The 23,047-nt window shown below is 58.2% G+C and carries 21 protein-coding genes and 1 pseudogene; 20 read left to right on the top strand and 2 right to left on the bottom strand.

Annotated elements, in window-relative coordinates; translation table 11 throughout:
* The 9 genes and pseudogenes from QQS38_RS25105 to QQS38_RS25065 form a co-directional block, all read left to right on the top strand.
* On the top strand, positions 1 to 352 hold a 352-nt coding region (locus QQS38_RS25105), incomplete at its 5' end, for a DUF2345 domain-containing protein (protein WP_479648049.1).
* Positions 349 to 1,776, top strand: a complete 1,428-nt coding sequence (locus QQS38_RS25100) for a hypothetical protein (protein WP_479648048.1) — start codon at positions 349 to 351, stop codon at positions 1,774 to 1,776. The genes QQS38_RS25105 and QQS38_RS25100, both read left to right, overlap by 4 nt.
* Positions 1,773 to 2,540, top strand: coding sequence for a hypothetical protein (locus QQS38_RS25095; protein WP_479648047.1), 768 nt, complete (start codon positions 1,773 to 1,775; stop codon positions 2,538 to 2,540). Before QQS38_RS25100 ends, QQS38_RS25095 begins: the two co-directional genes overlap by 4 nt.
* A 294-nt stretch (positions 2,541 to 2,834) precedes the next feature.
* On the top strand, positions 2,835 to 3,278 hold the full coding sequence (locus tag QQS38_RS25090; protein WP_479648046.1) for a hypothetical protein: 444 nt from the start codon (positions 2,835 to 2,837) through the stop codon (positions 3,276 to 3,278).
* Between the two features lie 270 nt (positions 3,279 to 3,548).
* Positions 3,549 to 4,253: a hypothetical protein gene (locus QQS38_RS25085; protein ID WP_479648045.1), complete on the top strand. Its 705-nt coding sequence runs from the start codon at positions 3,549 to 3,551 to the stop codon at positions 4,251 to 4,253.
* A 177-nt stretch (positions 4,254 to 4,430) separates the two neighbouring features.
* Positions 4,431 to 5,150: a hypothetical protein gene (locus QQS38_RS25080; protein WP_479648044.1), complete on the top strand. Its 720-nt coding sequence runs from the start codon at positions 4,431 to 4,433 to the stop codon at positions 5,148 to 5,150.
* 59 nt (positions 5,151 to 5,209) lie between these two features.
* Complete coding sequence (locus QQS38_RS25075; protein WP_479648043.1) at positions 5,210 to 6,151, top strand: hypothetical protein; 942 nt, start codon at positions 5,210 to 5,212, stop codon at positions 6,149 to 6,151.
* A 6-nt stretch (positions 6,152 to 6,157) separates the two neighbouring features.
* Positions 6,158 to 6,279: pseudogene (locus tag QQS38_RS25070) on the top strand (transposase); the annotation flags it as partial.
* A 309-nt stretch (positions 6,280 to 6,588) separates the two neighbouring features.
* Complete coding sequence (locus QQS38_RS25065; protein WP_479648042.1) at positions 6,589 to 6,999, top strand: hypothetical protein; 411 nt, start codon at positions 6,589 to 6,591, stop codon at positions 6,997 to 6,999.
* Between the two features lie 776 nt (positions 7,000 to 7,775).
* Here QQS38_RS25065 and QQS38_RS25060 read toward each other — a convergent pair.
* Together QQS38_RS25060 and QQS38_RS25055 are read right to left on the bottom strand one after the other, a co-directional pair.
* On the bottom strand, positions 7,776 to 8,042 hold the full coding sequence (locus QQS38_RS25060) for a hypothetical protein (RefSeq protein ID WP_479648041.1): 267 nt from the start codon (positions 8,040 to 8,042) through the stop codon (positions 7,776 to 7,778).
* Positions 8,035 to 8,784 carry a DNA/RNA non-specific endonuclease gene (locus QQS38_RS25055; RefSeq protein WP_479648053.1) on the bottom strand — a complete coding sequence of 250 codons (750 nt, stop codon included), beginning with the start codon at positions 8,782 to 8,784 and terminating at the stop codon, positions 8,035 to 8,037. The genes QQS38_RS25060 and QQS38_RS25055 overlap by 8 nt, the downstream gene beginning before the upstream one ends.
* A 764-nt stretch (positions 8,785 to 9,548) precedes the next feature.
* Between QQS38_RS25055 and QQS38_RS25050 the strand changes: the two genes are divergently transcribed.
* The 11 genes from QQS38_RS25050 (at position 9,549) to QQS38_RS25000 (ending at position 23,041) form a co-directional block, all read left to right on the top strand.
* Positions 9,549 to 10,124 carry a cupin domain-containing protein gene (locus QQS38_RS25050; RefSeq protein ID WP_479648052.1) on the top strand — a complete coding sequence of 192 codons (576 nt, stop codon included), beginning with the start codon at positions 9,549 to 9,551 and terminating at the stop codon, positions 10,122 to 10,124.
* A gap of 361 nt (positions 10,125 to 10,485) precedes the next feature.
* On the top strand, positions 10,486 to 13,200 hold the full coding sequence (locus QQS38_RS25045) for a TonB-dependent receptor (protein WP_479648040.1): 2,715 nt from the start codon (positions 10,486 to 10,488) through the stop codon (positions 13,198 to 13,200).
* 216 nt (positions 13,201 to 13,416) lie between these two features.
* The gene (locus QQS38_RS25040) at positions 13,417 to 14,112 is read left to right on the top strand and encodes an energy transducer TonB (RefSeq protein WP_479648039.1); all 696 of its coding nucleotides are present in this window, start codon (positions 13,417 to 13,419) and stop codon (positions 14,110 to 14,112) included.
* A gap of 99 nt (positions 14,113 to 14,211) precedes the next feature.
* Positions 14,212 to 15,123, top strand: coding sequence for a MotA/TolQ/ExbB proton channel family protein (locus QQS38_RS25035; RefSeq protein ID WP_479648038.1), 912 nt, complete (start codon positions 14,212 to 14,214; stop codon positions 15,121 to 15,123).
* Between the two features lie 27 nt (positions 15,124 to 15,150).
* A complete protein-coding gene (locus QQS38_RS25030; RefSeq protein WP_479648037.1) occupies positions 15,151 to 15,573 on the top strand; it encodes an ExbD/TolR family protein in 423 nt (140 codons plus the stop codon).
* 27 nt (positions 15,574 to 15,600) lie between these two features.
* Positions 15,601 to 16,032 (top strand): ExbD/TolR family protein, encoded by a 432-nt coding sequence (locus QQS38_RS25025; RefSeq protein ID WP_479648036.1) that lies wholly within the window; start codon positions 15,601 to 15,603, stop codon positions 16,030 to 16,032.
* A 10-nt stretch (positions 16,033 to 16,042) separates the two neighbouring features.
* Positions 16,043 to 17,251: a tetratricopeptide repeat protein gene (locus QQS38_RS25020; protein WP_479648035.1), complete on the top strand. Its 1,209-nt coding sequence runs from the start codon at positions 16,043 to 16,045 to the stop codon at positions 17,249 to 17,251.
* A 137-nt stretch (positions 17,252 to 17,388) separates the two neighbouring features.
* A complete protein-coding gene (locus tag QQS38_RS25015) occupies positions 17,389 to 19,251 on the top strand; it encodes an extracellular solute-binding protein (protein ID WP_479648034.1) in 1,863 nt (620 codons plus the stop codon).
* A 31-nt stretch (positions 19,252 to 19,282) separates the two neighbouring features.
* Positions 19,283 to 20,341 (top strand): microcin C ABC transporter permease YejB, encoded by a 1,059-nt coding sequence (locus tag QQS38_RS25010; protein ID WP_479648033.1) that lies wholly within the window; start codon positions 19,283 to 19,285, stop codon positions 20,339 to 20,341.
* On the top strand, positions 20,295 to 21,404 hold the full coding sequence (locus QQS38_RS25005) for an ABC transporter permease (RefSeq protein WP_479648032.1): 1,110 nt from the start codon (positions 20,295 to 20,297) through the stop codon (positions 21,402 to 21,404). The genes QQS38_RS25010 and QQS38_RS25005 overlap by 47 nt, the downstream gene beginning before the upstream one ends.
* The gene (locus QQS38_RS25000; protein ID WP_479648031.1) at positions 21,404 to 23,041 is read left to right on the top strand and encodes an ABC transporter ATP-binding protein; all 1,638 of its coding nucleotides are present in this window, start codon (positions 21,404 to 21,406) and stop codon (positions 23,039 to 23,041) included. The genes QQS38_RS25005 and QQS38_RS25000 overlap by 1 nt, the downstream gene beginning before the upstream one ends.
* The last annotated feature ends 6 nt before the right edge of the window (positions 23,042 to 23,047 follow it).

Raw genomic sequence — 23,047 nt, 5'->3', positions numbered from 1 at the left:
GGCCGGCAAGAAAGAGATCCTGCTGACGTCCGGTGGCGCATATATTCGCATCAAGGACGGCAACATCGAGATCCATGCGCCGGGGACCATCGACGTGAAGGGGGCGAAGCGGGTTTTTGCGGGGCCGACGAGTCTCTACGAACGGTACAAGTCCGAAGGGAAGAAGGGGAATTTGCGCGTCCGTTACGTCGACGCGGACGGCAACGTACCCGAAGGAGAACCCATCAAGCTGGTATCGGAAGATGGAGCGACCCATCACCTCACGCTTGACGAGAAAGGCATCGGAGAATTGAGGAACGTCGATTTCGGGCGATTTGTTGCACACCAGGTCAAACGGATTGGAGAACAATGATGAGCGGCCGCGCCATGATGGGGCATCAAGTATGCATCGATCTTCCCGGAGAGCCAGTCGAGTGTTGGGCGGAAACAGATGTCACGGTCCTGCTTCGTAAGCATCGGGATGTGATTTTTGATATCGAGCTAAAGAAGGGTGCGAAGTATTCAGTTGAGGCGACGCAGGATTGGATGTACGACGTTAAGCGGAAGAAGCGCGTACAAAAGGCGCAGTTCCAGGACGGTGAGAGGTACCACCTGTGGGTGGGGCGAGATTTCAAGGGTGAGTTGGTCCTGAGCATGAATGGCTCGGTACTTCATCGCTATTCACTTGCGGCTTTAAATGTACATGGTGAAAGTAGCGACCCCAAGGTCAAGCCGGCTCCGCTAATTCTGACGCTCGGGAGTCAGCTCGGTTCACAGGGCGAACTCCGGTCGACCGCTGTTCCGCAACCGAGCCTCAGTCTCTTTGCGAAACCCGCTCCGCTAATTTGTCGCAACACCGACGGCGAATTGCCCGGCTCGGCGTGGTGGGGCGGGATGATTCCTTTGGACTTCGGGTTGCAGACGGGTGTCAGCACGGCGGCAGCGATGTCGGCTTCCTCGCATTCGCGCGCGGAAGAAGAGTCGGTTGTTCATGTTTTTGAAGTGAGCCTTGCCAACGCGCCTGCAGCGGTCGTAGCGCTTGCGGCGAACGGGGGCGAAGATACGGCGCTTGATACGAACAAGATCGTCACGCGAAATTGGCTGATAGGGCAATTCGCCGGCGGAACGTCGTTTGTTAAGGATAATTTCGAGGAGTTGCGGGATCTGTGGAACCGTAGCTTCAGGCTGATGCAGATAGTGCACCCAAAAGCTGGAGCCAAGACCTACGTCGTATTCCGCGGCAATGCCGGACTGAGGACGGTAATTACTGGCACTCGGTATAGTGCGAAGAGTTCGAAAATTTTAGCGATCACGGCAGGAGCAGGTACCTTCGAATCAGCGACGGCCGCAGCGTGGGGCGCCAGTAAAGGCGCGTTCGAGCGTGCTACGGGAGTTGCGCTGGTGCTCACCATCGCACTCGACGGAGCAGAGTGGTATCGGGACTACTCGAAGGCGGACAAGAATGGAAAGCCCTCAAGGGATTTGTTTGATCTTTTTGCCAAAGTTGGCGTCGATCTCGCGGCTGCAGGAATTGCCGCAGCTATTTCGACTGCAGTGGTGGGCGCGTTAACTACCGGGTTGTTGGCTTCAGGGCTGATTGCCGGGGCGTCCGTATGGGCAGTCGCTGCCCTAGTGTTCGGTGCGGCCGTGGCCGTCGGATATTTGATTAATATGACGGATAATGAATTCCACATTACCAAGCGGATGGCGGATGGATTGCGTGAAGCGGCGAAAATTCTGGAACTGCGTCACTCGAAAGATTATAGCGGTTATCCTTTAATATTTATGCCATCATGAACATCGCTATCAAAGCCAGACGGAATTGTCTATTGGACGTGGTGAGGAAAACAATTCCGTTAACTCTATTTGTTAATGTTGTATCGGTTGCTATTGCCTATGGTTTTTATCAAATGGCATTTCACGTATCATTGATACCGTTTTGGCTCACTACGGGCATGTCGATACTTGCTATTGTGGGGCCGGGTATCATCGTTCTGATGGACGGCGGGAAATCGCGCCTTGCCGCTCTCGGATTTGCCAACCTGTTCATGGTGGCGGCGTTTTATTTTTTCTGCGGTGTTGTCCCCTTCTTCTTCTACTTTCTATTCGCGCCGATACCTTCGTATGTGCACGCCGGGGGGCTGGCGCTTGGCATCGTGATGACGGGCCACTGGATAATATTCACAGCCCGGGATGTGAACAATGCGTTGGCAACTTCACCCTTCGTGCAGGATGCATTTGAAGATGCGGGCAGTGTTTTGATATATCGCCTGAAAAATATCGCGAAGCTGGAGGCAGTCCTGAGTTCACGCAGTCCCTCTGGAAAGCTACACATGTATCTGGTGTTGCTGATTGCTCCGCTGTCACTAATGATCGGGCGGATGGTGAGCCCGGTGTTTGGTGCGCACGGCCCAGTTCTGTTGAGTGCCTTAGTTCTATTTCCAGTTTCACAATGGATTGCTGGGATCGGGATCCGGCAATATATTGTTATGGTGCGTTTGCCCAAAAAGCTGGAGCGCTTAAAAGGTAAGCCTGTTATCGTTGTGGGTGGAGAATCGTGAAAGTCACGAAAAATATTAGAAGAAATATCTTGCCTTGATTGATTTCTTAAAGATGATAAATTGAATATTAAAAAATATCTTCTTGTGTTTTTGCATTTTATTGCACCTCGGGCTCTTGCCGATGAGGTCGATTCTGTTAGGTTTGATCTGTCGGCTAATTCCGTCACTATTAATGGTGGTGATTCTCGTGCGAAACGATGTGTGCTAGCTAGGCGACTGACGCATGTTGCACCGCGACTGAATTGGAATAAGAGTGTTATATATTGACAAATGTAGATTTCTTAAGTGTGAGTGATGTTCGCGCTTGCTGATGGTCGGGTTGAGCCGTCGCATATACCTGGGAAGGTGGGGTTTGTCGTTGATGTTAATCCAAAGCGTAAAATTTATCTAGCGCTCGATCTAGTTGGCGTTTCACCGATGGCATTTACGGCTACGGTGGCGAAGCTGGGAGAGATTCGCTCGATCTTAAATGCCCCAGGGATCTTTAGTGAAGAAAAGGGGGGGCAAAAAATCAAGGAGGAAGCCTTTGGCTATATCGAGTCGACCCCGGGTCGCATATCACAGGGTGGTCGGTACGTTAGCGCCGATGGATCGATGGATTGCCGAGCGGAAGCATACCCTGGGGTATGGGACCTAATCTTAAAGAAAAATATTAAGCGACAAGATGGATGTGAGTCCTTGTTTAACAAGGTGGATAAACCCGAAAATGACAAAAGTGAACGTTTCGTCGAAGGCTGACGCCCTTATGAACGGTGGCAGAAGATCATGCGTTTGTGCCGATGCCATGCATCAGAATTGCAGTGCCCCTTTCACTACTTGCTCGCCGCGGAGTGACTAGAACTCATGTCGTCGTACAGAAGTGTCGGCGTCACCGTCGTCCCGCAATAGGCGCATAGTCCCCGCAACGATATGAAGGTACGTGAGTCCCTTCTAGGTTTATGTCCTCAAGAATAAGTCATGAGTCACTCAAAGAATTGTCTATGGGGTGTGGTTAGGAAATCATTTCCAATGCTATTGATTGTTAATGCTGTTGCAATGGCGATTGCATACAGTTTCTATGAAATCGCTTTTCGTGTATCGCTGGTGCCTTTTCGGATGGCGGTGGTTGTATTGATGTTGACTGTTACGGGGCCAAGCATAATCGCTCTGATTGACGGCGGGAAATCACGCCTTGTCGCCCTCGGTTTTTCCAATCTGATTACACTAGTGGCGATATATTTCTTTTTTGGTGTCGTCAGCTTCTTTTTCTACTTCCTGTTTGCCCCAATGCCTACATATGTGCATGTGGGTGGAGTCGCGCTCGGGCTCGCAATGACTGGCTACTGGATGGCATTCACAGCCCGCGATGTCAACAGGGCGCTGGCAACGTCGCGCTTCGTTCAGGACGCGTGTGAGGACACCGGCAGTGTCTTGCAGTATCGGCTGAAAAATATGGCAAAGCTGGAGGCAGTCTTGAGTTCGCGCAGCCCCTTTGCAAAGGTGCACATGTATATGGTGCTGCTGATCGGGCCGCTGTCGCTCGTGATCGGACGGCTCCTGGCGCCGGTATTTGGTCCGCACGGCCCGATTCTACTCGGCGCATTGATTCTGTTTCCCGTTTCCCAATGGATCGCAGGCATCGCAACGCGCCAATACATCGCGATGGTGCGTTTACCCAGAATGTTGGAGCGTACGCGCGGCAAACCCGTCATTGCCGTGAGCGACGAGTTATGAGGCGTTATCTGATACTTCATGGCGACAATACCATTGCGAACGGGACGGAAGCCTCCGCGTAAACTACGGGACCACGGTAATATTCACGACTGTTTGTGGGCTAAATTAAGCAAGGCGAGCTTATCTGGGGGAGTCGTGCGTACAACGCCGAGATTCAGCACCGATCACGTTTCAGATATGGTGAAAAAGGCAATCCCCGTATGCTTGATGTTTCCGCTGCTTGGTGCTGGAATTTCGTACCTCGCTTATGGCGGCATGGGAGGGGTATCAGAATTATCATGGCAGATCGGAATTGTGGTGGCTGTTGCTTGCTGCTTTTTGCTTCTTCTTATTTGCGCAAAATACCATGGCACCAATGCGTTGATGGCTTGTGGCCTTATGTTGTCGATTAGTGTTTTGGCAATTTATTATTTCTTTGGTGTATTTGCGTACTTCTATTTCTTTGTATTTTCATCGATAAGCGCGTACTTTAAGTGGGTGGGTTTGATCTGTGGTGGAGGGCTTACGGTTTGGTGGGTTTGGCTTGCGTGCCGAAACGTGCGGCAGACAATTGCAGCGACGCCGTTCGTGCATAAAATGTTCGTCGAAAGCGGTGGTGATGTGACTTATTGCTTGAAAGATGGCATGCGAACATTTGAAGCGTTATGTCGGGACAAATCGCCATTTCCAAAGGTGCTTATGTATTTTGTGTACGGCATCGCTCCTTTCGGGCTAGTGGTGAATAGAATTTTGTCCGCTAATTTCGGTGGCGACGGTGTGTTGGTTTTCGCCGCTGCCCTGGGCATGCCCGTGTCATTGTGGTTTGCCGGCCTCTTCGTACGCGTATATTTCGTGATGGTGACGCTTCCGGTGAGAATTGAAAGAGAGAAACATAAGCGCGTTGTCGTGGTAGCGTGAGGGGCCGTTGTGGCTCGCCGTCGTGACTGGGGCTGACCACATGGCAACCGTCCACAACTATGATTGTTGGCGCGGCCGTATGCGAAGCTGCCATCGCTTTGATCGACATAGCCGTGCTTGCAGGACACGCGATTTATCTGGTTAGTAACGAGTTCGACATCACGAATAAGCTACCTGCACGCAGCGCAAGCTCTGGAGCAGCGCCACTCGAACGATTAAAGCGGTTACCTGCTAATGTTCATGTCATCATGATCACTGCCATCAAAAGTGCAAGAAATTGTCTCTGGGATGTGGTGAAAAAGACAATCCCTTTGACCATATTTGTTAACGCTGTATCGATTGCTATCGCCTACGCTTTTTATCAAATCGCGTTTCGTGTGTCGTTGATGCCATTTTGGCTCGCTGCGAGAATGTCGATACTTGCTGTCGTGGGGCCGGGTATCATCGTTCTGATGGACCGCGGGAAATCGCGTCTCGTTGCTCTCGGATTTTCCAACCTGTTCATGGCTGCGGCGTTTTATTTCTTCTGCGGTGTCGTTCCCTTCTTTTTCTACTTCCTGTTTGCCCCAATGCCTACATATATGCATGTGGGCGGACTCGCGCTCGGGCTCGCAATGACTGGCTACTGGATGGCGATCACAGCTCGCGATGTCAACAGGGCGCTGGCAACCTCGCGCTTCGTCGAGGACGCGTTTGAGGACACCGGCAGTGTCTTGCAGTATCGGCTGCAAAACATGGCAAAGCTGGAAGCAGTCTTGAGTTCGCGTAGCCCCTTTTCAAAGGGGTACATGTATATGGTGCTGCTAATCGGGCCCTTGTCGCTCGTGAGCGGACGGCTTCTAACGCCGGTATTTGGCCCGCACGGCCCGATTCTACTAGGCGCATTGATTCTGTTTCCGTTTCCCAATGGATCGCAGGTATCGCAACGCGCCAATACATTGCAATGGTGCGTTTACCCAGAATGTTGGAACGTACACGTGGCAAGCCCGTCATTGCCGTGAGCGACGAAGGCCGTTGACCTTGCGCGGGGTGTTCCTCCAGACAGCACAAGCGTTATTCTCGGGCTGTGGATCGAAAACACCGAGGGTGCCAAGTTTCGGACAAGGTATTCAACGATCTAAAGATTCGCAATGATGTAAAGGGGAGTGCGCAGGAACGCGGACGGGCGAAGCGCGTGCGGTGGGTCGTGAAGACGATGCCGCATCTGGCGGTGCTATGAGAGGGAGTGGGGCGGCGACCGCAGCAAGTGGGAATCGCTTTCTTCGTTGACGAAGGAGCGCAGGTATATTTGGCAGGCAGAGTTCGACCGGATCGAGGAGTTGTGGTGGTGGGATCAGGTGCTCGGGGCCGATTACCGTTCGGCGCGGAAAATTATAAGCGGATTTGATAGGGCAGACATATTTTACTGAGTACGCGGAAAAATCTAAGCTCTTGCTGAGTGAAACAGACGATTCTTGATATGTTTAACAAAAATTCGATTTTTGCTCTTGCTTTTGCGGTCCTGTCGTTTGCCGCTCAAGCGAAAGAGTGCCCAGATTCTACTGCGTGCGAGTTTTACTTAAATATGCATGGCGATCTGATGCGTGTTGAGCCAAAATCTGCCGCGCCGATCGCAATATTTACCGGGAGCGGGGATGAGGCCCAGCCCTACAGTGAGTACGTCATGTCGCGGGCAGATAAATATTACCTCGTGCGTGAAAGCTATGGTAACGATAAATCATTCATCATCGTTCCCCTCGATGTGAGTGGGAGTGAGGTTGGATTTCGACGTATCCTCTATTTTTCGCTCGCGATGCAAAAATCGTCGGCTGACGGTCGCGCGAAATGGGAGGTGACGAGATCACGTTGACAAAGGCGGAGCCGATTGCCGGTTTTTCTTGGGATGACATCTTTCAACGTCAAGACCGGCTCGCAAACGCAGCAAGCTCGACTGACAGTGCGCCGATTCAAAACGGGTTTCCCGCGGTGGCGATCACCATTCACGATTCTAACGGGCGCCCCGCGGGACGGCGCACGTATGTATATGTCGAAAAGCTGGGTGCGACTCCAGAAAGTATCGCGTGCTTTTCAGGATGCGAGTCAAATGACGTTCGGGCGAGAGAGTGGCTTCTCGGGGGCATCGGAACATACCCGATTCGCTTAACGCGCGATATCAAGAATGGGCAGGTGAGCGGATCCTATCGCTATGAGGGAAAGACAGGCCTCTTGAGCTTAACTGGCACGTTGCAAGAGAACAGACTTCGATTGGACGAGCACCCTGCGTCAGATTCCGTCGACGCCACCGGGCAATTCTCGGCTGTTGTCCGTGATGGTGCATACATTGGTACGTGGACTGCGGCAAACAAAAAGAGTCGACTTCCGTTTTTTGCTGCCAAGGATTCCATATGATGATCGCCTGATTGTGCGGAAAGGTGGTCCGGGAGATCGCTTTCTGCGGGCATTCGCCAATATGCATTGAGCGCGCTGGCAGTTGGGTAATCAGATGGCGTTCTCGAAGCGGCTACGGGCGGAATGCTGGTAGATGTGGCCGAAGCCGCAGAGACGGAACCGGGTTCATACAGTAAGCGCGATTACTGCTGCCCAGGTCACTTGGCCTACCAGCCCAGGCCGCATACCAGCCCCGCCTCAAACAAACGGATTCCCGACGCTCCCCGTAGCCGCCGGCGGCTCGTCTTTCGCTTTATCCGGCAACGCCTTCTCCGCCTGCAGCGCCGTGACGATCGCATCGATCGCCTGCTTCAGCGCGAACGCCGCTTTGAGTCCCCTTTTGTCCTTACGGATCTCGAGCGAGCCCGCCAACGACACGCAGGTCGTACCGTTCGAAACAGTCAGCGCATCGCCTTCGATGCTCAGCACTTCGTCGTCGTTAGCAAATGCATGAAAGTCAGACACCTTTGAGTCCTCCGATTCGTTGGTCCTTCAGCGCCTCCGGAATCCCGGGAAAACGCATGCCGCTAATCCCTTCGAGTTCGTGCACGGTCTTCATCTCGTAGCGATTCGTGGCAACGTTATCGACAACGATCGCAAACGCTTCCTTCGCCGCAGGCACATATACAACCTTGAACAACTGCGTAGGCACGAAAACACGCGACGCGCCGATCGTGCGCAGCGTTTGTCCGGTGAAGAGCGGCCCCGTCAGGACGTAAGCCTCGCCGTAACGAAGGGCGATCTTGCGCACGGCCGTTTCGATATGCGCCCACAAATGCTGATTGTTGTCGCGATCCTGAGGCACGATGTTGGCAAGCGTAAACGATTGAGCCATCGCCTCGCCGTTCCAGCGGTCGCCGGCCGGGCTCATGTGTCCACGATCGAAGCCGCTGCGCTTGTAGTCGGCCAATGTTGCGCCTTCGCCCGGCGGTAGCGCCGGATCTTCGAAGAACTTGTTCGTGCGCACCTGCTCGCGCGCCTCTCCTAGGTGCTCGCGCGTCAAATGCTCGGCAGACCAAAGCGGCCCGTGAGTCACCCCGGAATGCAAGACGGCGAAGTCGGAGTAGCAGAGCAGGCGGCTCTTCGGCGCCATCTTGGCGTTGGCCAGGACGGGGAATTGCCCATTCGGGGCGAATTGCGGGCATTCGGGCGCGGCAACGGCGTGTGCGCTCAGCGCAATCAATAGCGTGGCAAGCAGCTTCTTCATGGGAGCAACGAGTTCTTTCATGTTCGATGTTCAGCGGGACGCAAGTATAGCGGTGCCCGCCCCGCCGCAGAACAATGCGGGCCGTCCCGCCTACCGGAAAATCCTGCTCGTTAGTGCGCCCTACCGGTCGAGCCTTGCGCAAATCATCCCCGGCGCAGGCGGCTTGAATATGCCGCTGGCTAGAGGAGGGTCATCTCATGTGCATCGTCACCGCGCTGCCGATCGCGACGCTGCCTCGGATAGCCCAATGTGCCCGCGACCACTTCCAAAACGCACGCCCGCGTAATCGGCTCCCTAACTCAGCGCTTCTCATGAGATGAAATAGGAAGAAACTAGAAAGGAAAATGAAATTATTGTAGTTAACAAAGTTAGATGAACTACTCTAAAGCGCAATGGGTAGGTTGCCAATTTCATGTAGCTATTGGTGATTAAACACAAGGCACGCCTATCATTGGTGCGGGTTGCAACGCCTCATAAGCGGTTGCGATGAGGTTGCTATACAGAACGGTACGCGTAAAGCGAATTACATCATGTGAACTGCCACCCAACCTTATGCCAAAGGAGTCGGATGACTTCCACGAGGGCAAAGGAGTGGTTGCACCTTTCGCGAGCCCACACCGAAAATCTCAAAGCGATGCCCTCGCCCTTGAAAGAACGCTCTCGCAGCATTGGCACCCAAGCGGTGCATTGTGCAAAGAACTGGGATCAGGTAAACCTAATTTAGTTATATCAAACAATTTTTGACGACCGGTTTCTGGCCTGATATGGTTCCGCACACTGAAGATAAGACAACCGCTGCCTTTGCGCTGGGCAGCAAAATAAGAGCGCTGCGCAAAAGGCTCCAACGCACACTCGAGGAAACGGCAACGGTGGCCGGCATCTCAAAGCCGTTTCTGTCGCAAGTAGAGCGAGGGCTGGCAACGCCGTCCATAACGTCATTGGTCGGCATTGCGCGAGCGCTAGGGGTAACGGTGCAGTTTTTCGTCGATACGCCGACGGAAGGGAAGTCTGTTCGGCGTGCGGACGAATTGCAGTTCTTTAGCTTTGCCGATTCGGCCAACCTGTTCGCCCGGCTCACGAATGTGCGGGGCGATCGGCAGCTCGACGCGATCCTCGTCAGGCTGCCGGCGGGGCAGCCGCCGTCGGAAGTGACAACGCATGCGGGAGAAGAATTCCTGTATGTGTTGCGCGGTGAGATAACACTAAGCCTCGAGGGCGCGACGTTCGTATTGCACGCTGGCGACAGCGCGCACTATGAATCCACGGTTCCGCACGGATGGGCCAACACCGCCAGCGATGAGACGGTGCTGGTGTGGGTCGGTACGCCAAGGTTGTTTTGATTAGCCGCTGTTCGTTTTCCTGCGGTTTCCGGTTTTCGCATGTCGGTTAGGAATCCTAACTAACCAAGACGCGGGAACGGTAGCCGAGCGAATCTCGCCGCCCATTTGCGGCCGAGATCGCACGCTTGCATGCCGAGATCCGGTAAGCGGGCGCAATCCATATTCGCTCAGTTAGGACTACTAACTACGCGAATCAGCACGTTCGTCTTTAGACGAGCGTGCGCGATGGCCGTTGAACGATTTATGACGCAGTGCGAGAACGGGGCAGTCAACAGGGGCGGTGCTGGGGCGCCGCAAGCGAGAGGGCGAGCCAGGCCTTCGCGCAGAACAACTTGGCGTTACTGACGAGAGAAGGGGAAAAATGAAACTGACGGCTTTAGGATCGGCCATACGAACCATCGTTTGGGCTGAAGTGGCATTGACGGCGGCGCTGGGGACGTCGGTGGCCTTCGCCCAAAGCAAGCCCGCGGCACAGGGCACGCCTGCGCCGGCCGCGGCGGCGGCCAGCGCCGCTGCATCGGGCACGGCTGCGGCTACCCCGGCGGCGGACGCGTCGGGCAACGTTCAGAAGTTGCAGCGCTTCGAAGTGACGGGCTCGCTGATTCGAAGCTCCGACAAAGTCGGTTTCAACCAAGTCCAAACGGTGACGGCCAAGGAAATCGAGCAAAGCGGCGCATCGTCGGTTGCGGACTTTCTGCGCAATACGACGGCCAATTCGGCCAACAGCTGGAGCGAAGGTCAAACCGGCAACTTCGCGGCGGGCGCCGCCGGCATGGCGCTGCGCGGCCTAAGCGAGAAGTACACGCTGGTGTTGGTCGACGGGCAGCGCGTCGCGCCGTTCGCGGCTTTCTCCAACACGGTCGATTCCTTCTTCGACTTGAACACCCTGCCGCTGAACGATATCGAGCGCATCGAAATCGTCAAGACGGGCGCCGTGTCGCAATACGGCTCCGACGCGATCGGCGGGGTCGTCAACATCATCACGAAGCACAACTTCCACGGCGTCCAGCTCGACGGTAGCTACGGCAGTGCGATCAACGGCGGTAACGGCGATGGCACCACGAAGTTCGGCATTCTCGCCGGCTTCGGCAATTTGAACAGCGATCGTTTCAACGTCACGGCCGCAGCAAGCGTTTATCAATCGAGCGGCTTCACGCTCGCCGATCGCGACTCGACCCGCAATGAGGATTGGACGGGCAAGCCGGGCGGCTTGTCGGTTCTCGCACCGTCGTTCTGGAATATGCCCGACGGCAGCGCCCAAGCGTTGAGTTCGTGTGCATACGGCGGCTCGGTCCACCCGGCTGCGACCAACTCGTTGACGCCCGGAATGGCAGGCACGCTATGCGGCATCAACACGGCCAGCGGCATGTCGATCCTGCCGCAAACGCAGCGTCTGAACGCAAAGATCCACGCGGATTTCAAGGTCGACGATAAGACCACGGCATTCGCTGACTTCCTCGTGAGCCGCAACCAGACGACGACCAACGACGGTATCTGGGGTAATACGGTCGGCAATCCGCAGAACCCGGCCCTCTTATGGAATCCGCAGACGCAGCAGCTCGCCCCATTCAACACGGTGGTGCCAGCCAGCAATCCGTACAACCCGTTCGGCGTCCCCACGGCGCTTACGTACTCGTTCCCGAATACGATTGCCGAAAAAACGGACGCGACCTACTGGCGCGCATCAACGGGTGTGAAGGGCTCGTTCACGCTGCCGTACGGTGATTGGGATTGGGCCACCTCGGTCAGCCACTCCCAGAGCGTGGTCTCGAACACCTATACGAATCAGCTGAACGTTGCCGCGCTGAACAACATTTATCAGAACGGCACATTCAATTTTGCCAATCCCGCGGCCACGCCCAACGGGCTCAATGGCTTGTACCAGAACGCAGGCAATCTCGGCATTTCGAAGCTCGATACGATCGATGCGACGATCTCCACGCCGAATCTGTTCCACCTGCCGACAGGTGACGTAGGTATCGGCTTCGGCGCTCAGTTCACGCACCAGAGCGTTTTGCTCATGCCGGGCTCCGAGTTCTCGAGCGGCGAGGTGCTCAATCCGAATCTGCAGACAGTGCAAGGCCAACGTAACGTTGGCGCCGCCTACTATCAGATCGACGTGCCTATCATCCGCAACCTGACGTTCAGCCAATCGGGCCGCTACGACCACTACAGCGACGTGGGCGGGGCGTTCTCGCCGCGCTTCGCGTTGCGCTATCAGCCGGTTCAGGCGCTGACGATGTATACGTCGTACAACCGCGGCTTCCGTGCTCCGACGTTCGTCGAGGACAGCCGGTCGCAAACGATGGGTATTCAGGTGGATCCGAATACGGGTCTGAACTACACGTCGATCACGGTGGGTAATCCGAATCTGGCGCCCGAGCGCACGCGCAATCTGAATATCGGCTTCCAAGCGTCGCCCACGCGTACGACCGATATCGGCTTCGAGTGGTACAAGATTCGCGTCGATAACGTGATCGGCCAAGGCCGTCCGTCGCAAATCGTCACCGATCCGACGACGGGCGCGGTGCTCTACAAGTTCATTCCTTATCAGAACTTGGGCTATCTCGACACGAACGGGTTCGAGGGTACGTTCCGTCAAGCACTGCCGACTCACTTGGGCACGTTCACGCTGTTGGGCGACTGGGCTTACGTGAACCAATTCAAGATCGGCTCTCCGGGACGCGCTCCGGTTAACGGCGCGGGCAACAACTACACGATCACGCAGCCGTTCGGCGGTAGCTTCCCGCGCTGGCGCGGCAACACGACGTTGGATTGGACCTATCACAAGTTCGATGCCGCGCTGACCTGGCAGTTCACGGGCCCCTACGCGCAAAACTTGTTGCCGGCGCCCGCGCCAGCCAAGGTCGGCTCGTACAGCCAGTTCAACCTGATGGTCTCGTACACGGGCTTCAAGCATTGGACGATCTACGGCGGCATCGACAACATCTTCAATCGCACGCCTCCGTACGATCCGATCTTTGCGGAAGGCACGCTCGACCTGAACGGCTACGACCAATCGATCTACACCTACATCGGTCGTTTCGCGCAGATCGGCGCGACCTACAAGTTCTAAAAAACAAGGCGTCTCGAGATAGCTAGTCGGTCTGCCGCCTTCGCACCCGAGCAACGCTTGGCCTCGCAGGCGAGGCCAAGCCCGCAAAGGCGGCGGACCTGTTTTGAAGCAGTTGCAAGAAGTCCCTTGTGATCGGCCTCATCCCGCGGTTCGTTGCATGACGAGCGCCGCAATCACGGAACAAGGCGATTCACGCCGGGAGGATCGAAGGTGGGTATGAAACTCGAAGGACACTCGCCCGGGGCAGCATCCGGGATGGCATGGTCAGGTCGCCCACGAGAGTATGGGCGAAAGCAGCAAAATCCCGCGCGCCGCTTCGGCGGTATCGCGATCGTCATCGGTTTGCACGTCGTGCTGGTCTACGCACTGTTGAACGGCTTCGCAACGAAGGTCGTGCACGTCATTCAGCATCCGATCGAAACCAAAATCATCGAGCCGGTGAAGCCGCCGCCGCCGCCGCCGTTGCCGCCCGTGCAACTGCCGCCGCCGAAGTTCGCGCCGCCGCCACCTCCGTTCGTGCCGCCGCCCGAGGTGCCCGTGCAGGCGCCGCCGCAAGCGACGATCACGCATCAAGCAACGCCGGTGCAGTCGGCGCCCGTCGTTGCGCCGCCTGCGCCGGCGCCGGTCAAGCCCGTCGTGCATACGGAAGTGGGAGTCGTATGCCCGAATTCGGATCAGATCCGCGGATCGATCGCGTATCCGAAGGAAGCGCAGGAAAACGGCGATACGGGCGATGTGACGATCGAGTTCACGGTTGATCCGCAAGGCCATGTCACCAATGAACGCGTGGCGAAATCGTCGGATCACGACAGCCTCGACGACGCGGCATTCAAAGCGGTCAAGCGCTTCAATTGCATCGCACAAGGTCAAGCCGTTCGCGTGCAGGTGCCGTTCTCGTTCAACCTCAACTGAGCGCGGTTGAGCATCGAGCAACGAGGCACCTCGGCATTCGAGCGACATAGGTACAACAGGTTTCACGAGTTCAACGATTGAACCGAACTGGAGCAGATTATGAAGAAGCGTTCCCTCGCCGCATTGGCTAGCACCACCTTGATCGCCGTCGCAACGGCCAATCTCGTCCTGCCGAGCGTCGCCTACGCGCAAGCGAGCGATACGGCTGCAACGGCAGCGACAACGGCATCGAACACCGCAGCGGCCCCCCAGACCGCAGCCCCCGCAGCGGACCAACCGGCGCCCCCGCCCGCACCTGCCGCGACCGAGACGGTCGATAATCCCTACGGCCTCGGCGCGCTCTGGAAAAACGGCGACTTCGTCGCGCGCTTCGTGCTGATCCTGCTCGTCGTCATGTCGATGGGTAGCTGGTACATCATGATCACCAAGTTCTTCGAGCAGTTTCGCGCGAACCGCCGCGCGAAGGCCGCCGATGAACAGCTGTGGACCGCGCCTTCGCTGGCGGAAGGGGCGAAGCAACTGGACGAAACCTCGCCGTTCCGTTTCATCGCGGAAACGGCGATCGAGGCGGGCGAGCATCATGACGAGGCGTTGCTCGAAGCGGTCGATCGCAACACGTGGATCGATGTCTCGGTCGAGCGCGCCATTACGAGCGTATCCAACCGTCTTCAAGACGGCCTCGCTTTCCTCGCCACCGTCGGATCGACGGCGCCGTTCGTCGGCCTGTTCGGCACGGTGTGGGGCATCTATCACGCGCTGACGGCCATCGGCATTGCCGGCCAAGCGTCGATCGACAAGGTCGCGGGGCCTGTGGGCGAGGCGCTGATCATGACGGCGATCGGCCTTGCGGTGGCCGTGCCCGCGGTGCTCGGCTACAACTTCCTCGTGCGTCGCAACAAGTCGGTGATGGAGCGGGTGCGCGCGTTCGGGGCGCAACTGCACACTGTCTTGCTCGCGGGCGGAAAGCGCGCGGTACGTGCGGCCAATCGACCGGCCTCGCTCGTTCAGTAACCCCCGTTCCGATAAGCGAGGTCTCTCATGGCTATGAGCGTTGGCGGCGAGGACGATGACGAAGTCATCGCCGCGATCAACACTACGCCGCTCGTCGACGTGATGCTCGTGTTGTTGATCATTTTCTTGATCACCATTCCGGTCGTCACGCATACGGTGCCGTTGCAGTTGCCCCATGAAACGGTGCATCCGCTGCAGACGACGCCCAAGAGCATCGAGATCGCGGTCAATAAAGACGGCGATTTCTTTTGGAACGAGACGCATGTCGATGGCCCGACTCTGCTCGAGAAGCTCAAATCGGTATCGGCGATGGCTCCACAGCCGGAGGTCCACGTGCGCGGCGATCAGAACACGCGCTACGAGTTCATCGGCCGAGTCATCACCGATTGCGAGCGCGCCGGCATCGCCAAGGTGTCATTTATCACTGAGCCGCCCGCGCGCGGGGGCTAGTTCGGCCCGATCGGCAAGGAGTCAAATATGGGAATGAACGTACCCTCGGGTGGCGGTGGCGGCGAACCGGAAGTGATGGTCGATATCAACACGACGCCGCTGATCGACGTGATGCTCGTGCTGCTCATCATGTTGATCATCACGATTCCGATTCAGATGCATGCCGTGAAGATGAATCTGCCGGTCGGCAATCCGCCGCCACCGGCGGTGCAGCCGCAAGTCGTGCAGATCGATATCGACTTCGACGGCACGATGACGTGGAACGGCACGCCGATTCCCGACAAGGCCACGCTCGAATCGAAGCTCGCGCAAGTGGCGGCGGAACCGGTGCAAGACGAGATACACCTGCGGCCGAACAAGCTCGTGCCCTACAAGGACGTGGCAGCGGTGATGGCGGCGGCGCAGCGGGTGGGCGCGACCAAGATCGGCTTGATCGGCAACGAGCAATACATGCAATAAGGAAGTGGCAATGCTAACGATTCGACGACGGTTCAAGCACGCCGCGCTCGTCGCCGCGTGTGGCGCGTTCCTCGCGCTGGCAGCCGCACCGGCCGCGACGTACGCGGCGGACACGCTGCGCCCCGAGGTGGGCAAGCCTTTGAACGATGCGCAAACGCTCTACCGGGCGCACAAGTATAAAGAAGCGCTGGCCAAGATCGCGCAGGCCGCTGCCGTGCCAGGCAAGACGCCGTATGAAAACTTCATGGTCGAGGAAATGCGCGGCGCGGCGGCCGTTGCGGCGGGCGATACGGGCTTGGCCGCGCAAGCGTACGAATCCCTGCTCAATGGCGGCAAGCTGCAAGGCGAAGACGAGCAGCGCGTGACGGCGACGCTGGCGGGCATCTATTTTCAGGAGCGCAACTATCCCCGGGCGATCGTGACCGCTCAGCGCTACTTGAAGGCCGGTGGCGGCGATCCGCAGATGCGCACGATGCTCGTGCAGTCCTACTACCTGTCGAACGATTGCGCGAGCGTCGTGAATTTGCTCAAGCCGAGCATCGATGCGCAGACGAAGGCCGGCCGCGCGCCCGACGAATCGCAGTTGCAATTGCTCGGCACTTGCGCGCAGCGCACGAAGAACGACGCGGCCTATCGCGGCGCGCTGGAGGCGCTCGTCGCATACCATCCGAAGCAGTCTTACTGGGATGATTTGCTGGCGGCGATTCGCAATAAGCCAGGGTACTCGTCGCGCCTCGATCTCGACACTTATCGCTTGCGCCGCGCGACGAACGCACTGACGAGCGCGGACGACTACATGGAGATGACGCAACTGGCGCTCGTCGCCGGCAGCAACGCGGAAGCCGAGCAAGTCATCGATCAAGGGTTTGCTTCTGGCGTGCTCGGCCGCGATCCGAAGACTGCCGATCGCGAAAAGCGGCTGCAAGCGCTGGCTGCCAAGCGCGCAGCGGCCGGCGCCGACAAGGCGAATCCGCCCGCTGCGGTGGATGAGGGCTTGAACCTCGTTTTCGCGGGGCAGGCGAAAGAGGGCATTGCGATGATGGACGCGGCGATGGCGGGCGCAAAGTTGCAATATCCCGCTCAAGCGCAGTTGCATCTAGGCGTGGCTTATTACGTCGCCGGACAAAAGGCCCGCGCCGTTCAAGCGTTCCGCGCGGTGAAGGGCACGGACGGTTCGAGCGATTTGGCGCGACTCTGGTTGCTGGTAGCGTCGAAGTGAGGCGGCGCTAGGGGGCAGCCGTCGCGCGTGGGGACATGACGCGCGACGGCATTTCGATTGCCTCCGATCGCTCCGATGAATGGTGCGCCGGGCTGCTCCGGCGTGCGTCCACACGCATTGAAAGAATGAGACCTTCCATGTTTCGCCTAGCATTCGCGATGGCGCTGGGGCTGGCGTGCGCGATCGGCGCTCAGGCCAAGCCGGCCATTGTGCAATTCGGCGATCCAAAATATCCGCCGAATTTCACGCACTTCGATTATGCGGATATCGACGCGCCCAATACGGGAACGTTGCATTTTCAGAATTACGACCAATCGCAGAGCTACGATTCGCTCAATCCGTTCATCGTGCGTGGCTTGTTCGCACCGGACGTGCGCAACCTGATGTTCGACACGCTGATGCAGCGCAGCTGGGACGAGCTCGCGTCCGAATATCCGCTCATCGCCGACGATGTGGAGGTCGCGCCGGACGGGCTGTCGGCCACGTTCCATATCGATCCGAGAGCGCACTTTTCGAACGGCGATCCAATCACTGCGAGCGACGTGAAGTATTCATTCGATATGCTCAAGAGCGCCCAGGCGTCGCCGATGATTTCGTCGCAGTTCTCGGAAATCAAGCGCGCGACAGTGGTGGATCGCTCGACGGTGCGGTTCGATTTCATCGACAACTCGCGCGCTGCGCCGCTGATTGCAGGGGATATTCCCGTGTTTTCGCCGAAGTGGGGTGCGCTGCCGGACGGAACCCACTTGCCGTTCGATCAAATCTCCGTGGAGCCGCCTATCGCGAGCGGCCCCTATCTCGTCGAGGCGCGTAAGAACGACAAGGAAATCGTCTATCGGCGCGACCCGAACTACTGGGCGGCGAACTTGCCTTCGCGCCGCGGCATGTTTCATTTCGATCGGATCGTCTTCAGGCTCTACCTCGATCAATACACCAAGCTCGAAGCATTCAAGGCGGGCAACGACGATGTAGATCGCGAATACAGCGCCACGCAATGGGCGCGCAAGTATATCGGCAAGAATTTCGATTCGGGATTGCTCGAGAAGGAGACGTTTCCGGACGGTCCCGCGCAGATGCAGGGCTTCATGATCAACACGCGCAAGCCCGAATTCGAGGATCGACGCGTGCGTCACGCGCTCGCGCTTGCGTTCGACTACGACTGGATGAACCGCATGATGTTCTACGGGCAATACACGCGGCTCAACAGCTTCTGGGACGCCAGCCCGTTCGGCGCTACGGGCATGCCGAGCGAAAAGGAATTGAAGCTGCTCGAACCGTTCCGCGCGGACTTGCCACCCGAGGTTTTCGGGCCGATGGTGCAGCAGCCGAGCACGAAGCCGCCGGGCTCGCTGCGGGCCAACCTTCGGCAAGCACGTGAGCTGTTGGCGCGGGCCGGTTGGCACTATCGCGAGGGCGCGCTGCGCAACGCGGCAGGAACGCCGATGAGGGTCGAAATCATGGACGACGAGCCCGGCTTCGATCGTTTATTGATTCCCTACATGCAGGCGTTGCAAACGCTCGGCATCGATGCGCATATGCGCGAGATCGACAGCGCGCTTTATCAGAAGCGGATCGATAGCTTTCAGTTCGATGTGACCACCTACATCTACCCGCCCGTGACGATCCCGGGCATCGAGCTCGAGCGCCGCTTCAGCAGCCGAGCGGCAGCGCAAATCGGCTCGGAGAACTACTCGGGCATCCGCTCCAAGGCGGTCGACGCGCTCGTGCATGCCGCAATCGCGGCCACTAATCTCGACGATCTCGAGGCGGCGACGCGCGCGCTCGATCGTGTGCTGATCAACGAGTATTACGTGGTGCCGCAGTATTACGAGCGCGATGTGCGCATCGGCTACAAGACCACGATCGACCACCCGCGCGTCGTGCCCGATTCGTATCAGTCCGAGGATTGGATCATCGATTACTGGTTTCCGGCGAAGAAAGGCCCAGCGCGCTTGCAGGCATCGGCAACCCGCGCGAACGCTCAGGGCGCTGCGCACTGAGACATCGAGATACTGAGGATTCCCAACGGCCATGTTCGCCTACATTTTTCGACGTTTGCTACTGATGATTCCGACGCTGATCGGCGTAGTCACGCTGACTTTCGTCGTCACGCAGTTCGTGCCCGGCGGCCCGGTGGAGCAGATGGTGACTCAACTGCGCCACGGCCAAGCCAACCACGGCGGTGACGGCGGGGGCGGTGGCGGCGGCGGGTATCACGCGAGCCAGGGCGTCGACCCGCAGCAGATCGAACAAATCAAAAAGCAGTTCGGTTTCAACAAGCCGCCGCTCACGCGCTATTTCTTGATGCTCGAGCACTACGCCACGTTCGATCTCGGGCAGTCGTACTTTCAGCATGCGAGCGTATGGCGCGTGATTCGCAACAAGTTGCCCGTATCCATTTCGCTGGGCTTGTGGACGATCGTGCTCACGTATGCGATTTCGGTGCCGCTCGGCATTGCGAAGGCCGTGCGCAACGGGTCTCGATTCGACGCGGTAACGAGCGTGCTCGTGTTGGTCGGGTATGCGATACCCGGCTTCGTGCTGGGCGTGTTGCTGTTGATGCTGTTCGGCGGGGGCACGTTTTGGCAGGTGTTTCCGATGCGCGGCCTGACCTCCGACAACTTCGCCGATCTCACGACGTTCGGCAAAGTGCTCGACTACCTATGGCATATGGTGTTGCCCGTCACGGCATCGGTCGTCGGCAACTTCGCCATCGTGACGATTCTCACGAAGAACACGTTCCTCGAAGAAATCGGCCGGCAATACGTGCTCACGGCTCGCGCCAAGGGGGCGCCGGAGCGCGACGTGCTGTGGAAGCATGTGCTGCGCAACGCCGCCATTCCGCTGCTGACGGGCCTGCCCGCCGCGTTCGTCGGCGCCTTTTTGAACGGCAACCTGCTGATCGAGACGCTGTTCTCGCTCGACGGCATGGGCCAGCTTTCGTACGACTCGGTGATCCGCCGCGACTACCCCGTCGTGCTCGGCTCGTTGTTTTTGTTCACCTTGATCGGTCTCGTCACCAAACTCATCGCTGATGTCTGCTATGTCCTCGTCGACCCCCGTATCCAATTCGACCGCATGGACCGCTAAGGCGGCCGGCGGCCCGGTAGCGTCGCCGTCGCCATGGCGGCGCACGTGGCTTCGTTTCAAGCAGCAGCGGCTCGGCTATTGGAGCCTGCTGATTTTCGCGGCGCTGTTCGTCATTAGCCTCATGGGCGAGGTGCTGTGCAACGACAAGCCGCTCGTCGTGCGCTATGACGGCCATTACTACTTTCCGATCGTGAAGACTTATCCGGAAACGCAGTTCGGCGGCGATTTCCCAGCGAAAACCAACTTCCTCGATCCGTACATTCGGTCGCGGATCGAATCGAACGGCAATTTCGCGATCTATCCGCCGAACCATAACTACTACGACACGATCGATTATTTCGCCGTGCGCCCCTTCCCCGCGCCGCCGTCGTCGGCCAATTGGCTCGGGACCGATCAGTTCGGACGCGACGTGCTTTCGCGTCTGTTGTATGGTTTTCGCGTGTCCGTGCTGATGGCGTTGGCGCTGACCGCGTCGGGGGTTTTCTTTGGCGTCCTCACCGGGGCGCTGCAAGGGTTTTACGGCGGCCGCACCGATTTGATCGGGCAACGATTGATCGAGATCTGGGCGTCGATGCCCGATCTCTATCTGCTCATCATCTTCGCCTCGATCTTCGAGCCCACGCTGTGGCTGCTGTTCATTCTGCTGTCGATGTTCGGATGGCTAGTGCTGTCCGACTACGTGCGCGCCGAATTTCTGCGCAACCGGTCGCTCGATTATGTGAAGGCCGCGCGCACGATGGGGCTCTCGAACTGGCAGATCATCTGGCGTCACGTGCTGCCCAATAGTTTGACGCCTGTCATCACGTTCTTGCCGTTTCGCATGAGTGCCGCGATTCTCTCGCTCACGAGCCTCGATTTTCTCGGCCTAGGCGTGCCGCCGCCCACCCCCAGCCTTGGCGAGCTGTTGCAGGAAGGCAAGAATAATCTCGACGCCTGGTGGATTTCCATTTCCGCATTCGCTGCGCTCGTCGTGACCCTGCTGCTATTGACGTTCATGGGGGACGCGCTGCGCAACGCGCTCGATACGCGCAATCGCGGCGCCGCTTTCGGGGGAGCGAAGTGATGCGCACCGGTCCTTTGCTCAGCATCGAAGATCTGTCGATCGGCTTCGGCGAGAAACAATGCGTGCGCACATTGACCCTCTCGATTGCGCGGGGGGAGCGCGTTGCGCTCGTCGGCGAATCGGGGTCCGGCAAGAGCCTGACGGCGCTGTCCATTCTGCGTCTCGTGCGGGATGCGACGGTGTCGGGCCGCATCCTCTTCGAAGGAGAGGATCTGCTGACGAAAACGGAGCAGCAGATGCGCGGCATGCGCGGCGCCGATATCGCCATGGTGTTTCAAGAACCGATGACGGCGCTCAATCCGCTTTATACGGTAGGCAAGCAGATCGCCGAAAGCTTGCGCCTGCACGAGGGCCTGCGGCCGAACGCGGCGCGTGCACGCGGTATCGAACTATTGCGCCGCACCGGCATTCCCGAGCCCGAGCGCCGTATCGATAGTTTTCCGCACCAGCTTTCCGGCGGCCAGCGCCAGCGCGCCATGATTGCGATGGCGCTCGCGTGCCGCCCGCGTCTGCTGTTGGCCGACGAACCGACGACGGCGCTCGACGTCACCGTCCGCCAGCAGATCGTCGATCTGCTGATCGACTTGCAGGAACAGGAGGCGGCCGAGCGCGGGATGGCGGTGCTGTTGATCACGCACGATTTGAACCTCGTGCGGCGCTTCGCGCAACGTGTCGCCGTGATGGAAAAGGGCGTGCTCGTGGAAACGAACACGACCGATGCGCTGTTCGCCGATCCCCAGCACCCGTATACAAAGCGCCTGCTCGACAGCGAACCGCATCGATGCGTCGATCCGGTCCCGCCCGAATCGAATCGCGTGCTCGAAATCTCCGGTCTTTCGGTCGACTATCGAACGAGTGCAAAGGGGCTGCGCGGGTTATTCGGCAGTGCGACGTTTCGAGCGGTGCAGGACGTCGACCTCACGTTGCGGCGGGGCGAAACCGTAGGTATCGTCGGCGAATCGGGCTCGGGCAAATCGACGCTGGCCGCAACGGTGCTGGGGTTGCAGCGCGCGGCTCAGGGGGAAATCAAGATCGGCGGGCGCCCGCTCGCCAGCTACCGGGCATCGAACGCCGAATGGTGCGCGCTGTGTGCGCGGATGCAAGTGGTCTTTCAGGATCCGTTCGGCTCGCTTTCGCCTCGCATGACGATCGAGCAGATCGTCGGCGAAGGGCTGCGAGTTCACAAGCCGGATCTGGACGTACGGGAGCGCGCGGCGCGCGTCGCCCAATTGCTCGAAGAAGTGGGGCTGCCCGCCGATGCCCTGCTGCGCTATCCGCACGAATTCTCGGGCGGCCAGCGCCAGCGCATTGCAATTGCGCGAGCGCTGGCCGTCGAACCGCAATTGCTGGTGCTCGACGAGCCTACGAGCGCCCTGGACGTGTCCGTGCAGCAGCAAGTCCTGGCGTTGCTTACGGGGCTGCAAAAGAAGTATGGGCTCAGTTACCTGTTCATCACGCACGATCTCGCCGTCATGCGCGCCATGGCTCACCGCGTCGTCGTGATGAAATCCGGCCGCATCGTCGAGGCCGGCGAGACCCGCGACGTGCTGCGCGCGCCGTCGCATCCCTATACGCAATCGTTGTTGGCCGCATCGATGCAGCTGCCGGCGCCCGATGCGAGCAAGGCCGTTGCGTGAGGAGGC

The organism is Trinickia sp. Z7, from assembly GCF_056498045.1.
This window is presented reverse-complemented; position numbering and strand designations above follow the sequence as displayed.